Annotated in this window: 6 protein-coding genes; 3 read left to right on the plus strand and 3 right to left on the minus strand. The window is 70.4% G+C overall.

Annotated elements, in window-relative coordinates:
* Window positions 1-390: 390 nt before the first annotated feature.
* Together IEJ02_RS35885 and IEJ02_RS35890 are read right to left on the minus strand one after the other, a co-directional pair.
* Window positions 391-756, minus strand: coding sequence for a hypothetical protein (locus IEJ02_RS35885; protein ID WP_191068625.1), 366 nt, complete (start codon window positions 754-756; stop codon window positions 391-393).
* Between the two features lie 14 nt (window positions 757-770).
* A complete protein-coding gene (locus IEJ02_RS35890) occupies window positions 771-2,027 on the minus strand; it encodes a helix-turn-helix transcriptional regulator (protein WP_191068626.1) in 1,257 nt (418 codons plus the stop codon).
* A 247-nt stretch (window positions 2,028-2,274) separates the two neighbouring features.
* Here IEJ02_RS35890 and IEJ02_RS35895 point away from each other — a divergent pair, with 247 nt between their 5' ends.
* Genes IEJ02_RS35895 through IEJ02_RS35905 form a run of 3 tightly spaced genes read left to right on the plus strand, consistent with a single transcriptional unit; the run spans window position 2,275 to window position 4,428 of the window.
* Entirely contained in the window at window positions 2,275-2,682 is a 408-nt protein-coding gene (locus tag IEJ02_RS35895; protein WP_191068627.1) for an ATP-binding protein, read from the plus strand.
* Between the two features lie 28 nt (window positions 2,683-2,710).
* On the plus strand, window positions 2,711-3,601 hold the full coding sequence (locus IEJ02_RS35900; protein ID WP_317986010.1) for a radical SAM/SPASM domain-containing protein: 891 nt from the start codon (window positions 2,711-2,713) through the stop codon (window positions 3,599-3,601).
* Window positions 3,602-3,606: 5 nt separating this feature from the next.
* Window positions 3,607-4,428, plus strand: coding sequence for a protein kinase family protein (locus IEJ02_RS35905; protein ID WP_223865019.1), 822 nt, complete (start codon window positions 3,607-3,609; stop codon window positions 4,426-4,428).
* Window positions 4,429-4,742: 314 nt separating this feature from the next.
* Here the strand turns inward: IEJ02_RS35905 and IEJ02_RS35910 are convergent.
* Window positions 4,743-6,000: NAD(P)H-hydrate dehydratase (locus IEJ02_RS35910; RefSeq protein WP_223865020.1), on the minus strand; the 1,258-nt coding region annotated here is incomplete at its 5' end.

Here is a 6,000-nt window from a genome sequence, read left to right on the forward strand (position 1 = left end):
CCAGGGCGCCGCCCCGGAGGCCCCGCCCCCGGCACCCACCACGAACGGCGGGCGCACTACAGCAACCACCTCGCACCCACACCCAGCGGACCCCGCGGAAGCCTCAGCCAGTACGTCCCGCCACGTGTCCGTCAGTGCCGTTGACAGTCGTACGCGGCGATGGGCGCGCCGTGCGGGGCCTGCACGTCTCGCTGAGCCAAGGAGCGGGGGTCGCGTCGGCGGTCCTGGTCGCGAAAGGGTGAGGCCCGGGGCCTGTGACCCGCCCCTCCGCATCATTGGCGGCCACCCGGCCGTGACCCAACGCAGTTCACAGCCCTGTCCGGCCAGGACCCGAGCAAGCTCTTCACAGGCCGGCTGTACGACAAGGGCAAGCCGAAGCGAGAAGACGCGTCAGCTGACGTCCTTCTCGATCGCCTCGAAGATGTCCGCGTCCGTCTCCTGCTGCCAGCCGGGAAGATCCGGCCAGTCGGCGACGTACCCGGGCTTCGGGTCCTCGAAGTGCCGGTACATCTGCGCGGTCCAGCACGTAGCCACGAAGCGCCCCTTCTGCTCCCGCGTAAGTCGCCCGGCGTGCCCCTCGCTCACCTCCAGGAACTGCCTCACCTGCTCGTACACCGCCCCGGCAGCCACCCGCTCCCACTCCGGGGTCTCCTCCCAGGGGGTCACATAGCCCGGCTTGGGCTCCCCGGGAAAGTGCCGCCGCACCCCCGCGATCCACGCCTCCCGGAACAGCCGGGCACCCTCGGTCCGTGACATCCCTGCCCCTTTCGTCAGTTCACACTCAGTGCCTTGATCTCGGCATCCAACTCGGCAACCCGCACATCGCGAGCGAGGGACCCGAAGTCCGTACGCAGGGCCTGGAGTCTACGAGCGACGTAACCGGAGGATGATTCCCGCGCCAGATGAATCGCCTTGCGGGCGTAGACGACAACCTGCTCCGGGTCCTTGCGCTTGACGCCGATGGCGGCCAGATTCGCGAGCACGGCACCTCGGCGCCGAAAGGACTGGCCCTCTGCCAGGTCACCTTGCTGAAGGGCGCTCTGAAGCACCTGCTCAGCGAGGTCGAGCCGACCCAACTGGACGTACCGAGCGCCGCGCTCCTCCGCGAGCCGGGAGCCATCGAAGCGGAGCCACCCGCCGTTCTGTGCCGATCCGTTCATGTCCGCGACCTTCTCAGCCTGCTCGAGTGCACTTTCGCACGCGGTCAGATCTCCCAGTCCCGCGAACGCCTCAGCCCGTACCGCAGCGACCCAGTGTCGTGTCGACAGGCAACTGTCCCCTCGGCGAGCGATGCGCTCAGCGACCGACAAGATGTCCGCGGCCTCCCGGTAGCGACGCTCGTACACGTCGACGTACGCATGCCGAATGAGAGCACAAGCCCATAGATCGAACGACCCTGCTTCCTTACCGGCCGACGCGGCGAGCGTGTACGAAGCCGCCGCGTCGGTATACCGGTTGCCGTCGAAAGCCAGCTCACCGGCAAGCTGGAAGAGGTCCGCCGCAGCGCCGCACAGAGCTTGCCCATCCTTGCCGGAGCGTCCGTCCAGGGCTTTGGCGAGGGCAGCGAGCTGTGCGGAGACGATGGGATGCACAGCCCCTTTGGCACGGGCGAGTTGATACACCTGCCACAGGTGGTTGTTCATCCGGATGAAGTCGCCGGACGCTCGGCGGTGCACTCCTTCCGCGAGCGCCTCCGACTCCTCGGCCGGCAGACCGGCCAGTGCCCCGGCAACGGCAAGTACGCGCAGGAACTCGCGTCGAATCATGTCGTCGGTATCCCCCGAGCCGTAGTGGTCGACTGAACACGACACTACGGGCTCCTGGAACGTGGCTTGGGGCTTGGTGACCCAGGCGTCCAGTTCGGCAAGGTCGAGTTGCAGCGCTGCTGCGTACTGTGGACGCAACTGGGGCTGGATCTCAGTTTTCCCGCTCTCCCAGCGGCTGATCGTTGTGCGGTCCACACCGACGACGTGAGCGAGCCCCTCCTGGCTGTACCCCAGTGCTTTGCGCCGCTCAGCTAACCCCATGGGGCTCCCCTTCCCCGCTCCGCGGACCGCCACTCGACGTGTGCACACCCTGCACGCTTCTGCGTCACCTCTGCTGCATGGACGCCGTGGAGCGCACCTGCTCGGAGCGGTTTCCTTGACGTTGTCAGCATCAAGAACCGGCGTGAGCCACTACAAGATGCGGTCGTGATGGCGAGACGCCGGCCACCGGCCAGACGACAGAGCCGCCGGGCTGGCGGTACCCCGCCCCGGAAGAAAGACCCCGTCCATGACCACGACGAGACCCAACGCCATCGGCGCCCCGGGCTACAGCGAAACGATGCCGTGCGAGCCGACGTCAGCGAGCCGCGCTCGCCGACTCGTCCGCGCAGCACTCCACGCCTGGGACCTCGGTCACCTCATCGACGACGGGACGCTGATCATCTCCGAGCTGGTCGGCAACGCCGCCCGCCACAGCGGGTGCCGCCTCCTCCGCGTCAGCGTTCGGCTGCCCGATCGGGATCGCGTACGTCTCGCCGTCACGGACAAATGCCCCCAGCCGCCCACCGCCCGGGCGCCGTGCTGCGACGACGAGTCCGGCCGCGGTCTGGTGCTGGTCGAAGCGATGTCGGACCGCTGGGGCACCCAATACCGCACCTGGGGAAAGACCGTCTGGGCCGAGCTTCGGCCGAAATGACACCGACTGAAGAAGAAAGGACACGACTGTGAAAACCATCGTTGCTGCCGCCCCCGCCATGGACACCGGTTTCCTGTGGCTGGACCTGACCCGGAAGTGCCAGCTCCGCTGCAGCCCGTGCTTCAACTCCTCGGGTCCGGAGGGAACACACGGCATCATGGAGCGCGATGACTGGTTACACGTCCTCGACCAGGCCGCGGAATGTGGCGTGCGCCGTGTCCAGCTCATCGGGGGCGAGCCGACGCTGTACCCGGACAGCCTGCTCCTGGCCGACCGCGCACTTTCTCTCGGCCTCGGCGTGGAGATCTACAGCAATCTGGTGCACGTCACCGAAGCCTGGTGGGCCCTTCTCCGGCGCGACGGCATGTCCTTGGCGGCGTCGTACTACTCCGACACCCCGGAGGAACACAACAAAGTCACCGGCCGACCCAGCCACGCCCGCACCCTCGCGAACATCAAGAAAGCGGTAAAGCTTGGCATCCCGCTGCGCATCGGGATTGTCGCGACCGCCGAGAGGCAGCGCGTCGCCCAAGCGCGGCGGGAGCTTGAGGCGCTCGGGGTGAAGCGCATCAACGTAGATCACGTCCGTCCCTTCGGGCGGGGAGCGCAGGGGCGCACCCCGGACGTCTCCGGACTGTGCGGCCGGTGCGGCATCGGCCGGGCTGCCGTCGGCCCGGACGGGCGCGTGTCGCCCTGTGTGTTCTCCGCTGCCCTGCTGGGCGTCGGGAACGTTCGAAGCACCCCACTGGCCGCTATCCTCGGCAGTCCCGCCATGGCCGAGGCCCGCGCATCCATCCGGAGCGTCTTCGGCAAGGGCGGCGGGGACGACGAAGACAAAGACTCCTGCGACCCCTCCTGCGACCCCAATGCCGAATGCTCTCCGGGGTACCCGGGAAGCGAATGCGGCCCAAGGAACTGAAGGCGATGAACCGTGAACTGCCAGGACCCGATCTCTGGGCACTGATCCAGCCGCACACGGGAATCCTGTCCCAGGTGCAGCCCACCGCACGGGGTTTCGGTTCTGATCTGACAGCGGTCATCGAGTGCGAGAAAGGCCCTTTCTTCGTCAAGGCCATGCGTAACCGCCCTGGGGGACGCCGGGCCTCGCTCATCCGGGAAAGACTGATCAACCCGGCCGTACAGTCCGTTTCCCCCGCCCTGCTCTGGCACGTGGAAGACGACGAATGGCTCGTCCTGGGGTTCGAGGTCGTGGATGCCCGTCGGTCGGACTTCACACCAGCCTCGCCCGATCTGCCTGGAGTGGTCGACCTCGTTGACCAACTCGGGGGCCTGCCCCTCCCTGATATCGCCCGAGACTGGCCGGAGAGCCGTTGGGACCGGTTCGCGGTTGACGAGACCGAAGCTGAACTGTTCCGGGGTGACGCGCTACTCCACACCGACATCAACCCCAGCAACCTGATCATCGGGGAACGCGGCCGGTGGATCGTGGACTGGTCCTGGCCGACCCGAGGCGCCAGGTTCATCGACCCCGCATGTCTCGTCGTGCAGCTCATCGCCGCCGGGCACACCCCCGAGGCGGCTGAGGGATGGGCGGCCGAGTGCAGGGCATGGGCGGACGCGGACCCCACCGTGATCGACGCGTTCGCCGCCGCCACCCGCCGCATGCACCGATCGCGCGCCGACCGGCATCCCGAGGCCTCCTGGCTCGAAGCCATGGCCGCAGCCGCAGGGGCGTGGGCCGCCCACCGGGGCGTGGCCGAGGTGCCTGGCCGGGCGATGACGTAGGCATGCATGCTGATCGGCCCGGCGCTCGCGTCACCGGGCGACCGGGAACCTGGCCAGGGCTGGGCCACCGGCGGGTAGCCGCGGGGCGGCGGGAGGGGGTGGGGTCGGAGGGGTGGTGTCCTGGACGCTCACGCATATTTGTGGCGCCAATCTCCGGCCCACCCAACGGTCATCGTTCATCGGCGCCGTAAATGTGCGGTCCAGGGCGCCGCCCCGGAGGCCCCGCCCCCGGCACCCACCACGAACGGCGGGCGCACCACCCACGCACCCTCACCAATAGCCCGCACCCGCACCCAGCGGAACCCGTGGAACGCTCAGGCCAGTACGTCCCGCCAGGTGTCCGTCAGCGCCGTTGACACGTCGTACGCGGCGATGGGCGCGCCGTGCGGGGCCGTGGTGCGGCGGGCGGCCAGGCCGTGGAGGTAGGCGCCGACCGAGGCCGCGTCGCGGGCGGGGAGGCCCGCGGCGAGGAGGGAGCCGATCAGGCCGGACAGCACATCGCCGCTGCCCGCCGTGGCCAGCCAGCCGACGCCGGTGGGGTTGACGCGTACCGGCTGGTGTTCGGCGGCGATCAGGGTGGTCGACCCCTTCAGCAGTACGGTCGCGCCGTAGCGCTCGGACAGCGCCCTTACGGCGGCCAGCCGGCCCGCCTCGACCTCCTCGCGGCTCACGCCGAGCAGCGCCGCCGCCTCGCCCGCATGCGGGGTGAGGATCGTGGCCGCCTCGCGTTTACGCAGGTCACCGCCGGTGGGCAGCAGGTGGAGCCCATCGGCGTCGACCAGCACCGGGACATCGGAGGCGAGGACGTCCTCCAGGGAGTGCCGGGCCGCCGCGCCGTCGCCGAGGCCGGGGCCGACGACCCACGCCTGGACCCGGCCCGCCTTGGCCGGGGGCCCGGAGTGGACGAGGGTCTCGGGGAAGCGCGCGATGACCGTGTCGGCCCCGGGGCCGACGTAGCGCACCGCCCCCGCACCGCCCCGCAGCGCGCCCGAGACGGCCAGTACGGCCGCGCCCGGGTAGCGGGCCGAGCCCGCGACGACGCCCACCACGCCGCGCCGGTACTTGTCGCTCTCCGCCGAGGGCCGGGGCAGCAGCGCCGCCACGTCCTCGTGCTGCAGCGCCTCCACGTCGGGGTCGGCCGGGAGGTGGGCGTCCAGGCCGATGTCGACCAGGCGCAGGGCGCCCGTGTGGGTGCGGGCGGGGTCGATGAGCAGCCCCGGCTTGTACGTGCCGAAGGTGATCGTGGCGTCCGCGCGTACGGCGGAGCCCCGGACCTCGCCCGTGTCGGCGTCGACCCCGCTCGGCAGGTCCACGGCGACCACGGTCCCGCGCACCGCCCTGACCAGCCGCTCCGCGTCGGGCCGCAGCCCGCCCTTGCCGCCGATGCCGACGATGCCGTCGATGACGAGATCGGCCCGGGCCACGGCCGCCTCGGCGTCATCCTTCGCCTCGCTTCCGCCGCCCGTCGGCTCGCGGTCCGCCGCCGCGCCGCCTGAAGCCCCGCCGCCAGCCGCCGGCCCGCCGCTTGGCGCTGCGCTGCCCTCCGCCGCCGGTCCGCCGCCTGCCGCCGCG

It is taken from the genome of Streptomyces sp. 5-10 (genome assembly GCF_014712245.1).
Classification (GTDB): domain Bacteria; phylum Actinomycetota; class Actinomycetes; order Streptomycetales; family Streptomycetaceae; genus Streptomyces; species Streptomyces violaceusniger.

Excerpts from the sequence above, each read along its gene's own strand:
- IEJ02_RS35885 (WP_191068625.1), bottom strand. The coding sequence starts at position 756 with ATGTCACGGACCGAGGGTGCCCGGCTGTTCCGGGAGGCGTGGATCGCG.
- IEJ02_RS35890 (WP_191068626.1), bottom strand. The coding sequence starts at position 2,027 with ATGGGGTTAGCTGAGCGGCGCAAAGCACTGGGGTACAGCCAGGAGGGG.
- IEJ02_RS35895 (WP_191068627.1), top strand. The coding sequence starts at position 2,275 with ATGACCACGACGAGACCCAACGCCATCGGCGCCCCGGGCTACAGCGAA.
- IEJ02_RS35905 (WP_223865019.1), top strand. The coding sequence starts at position 3,607 with ATGAACCGTGAACTGCCAGGACCCGATCTCTGGGCACTGATCCAGCCG.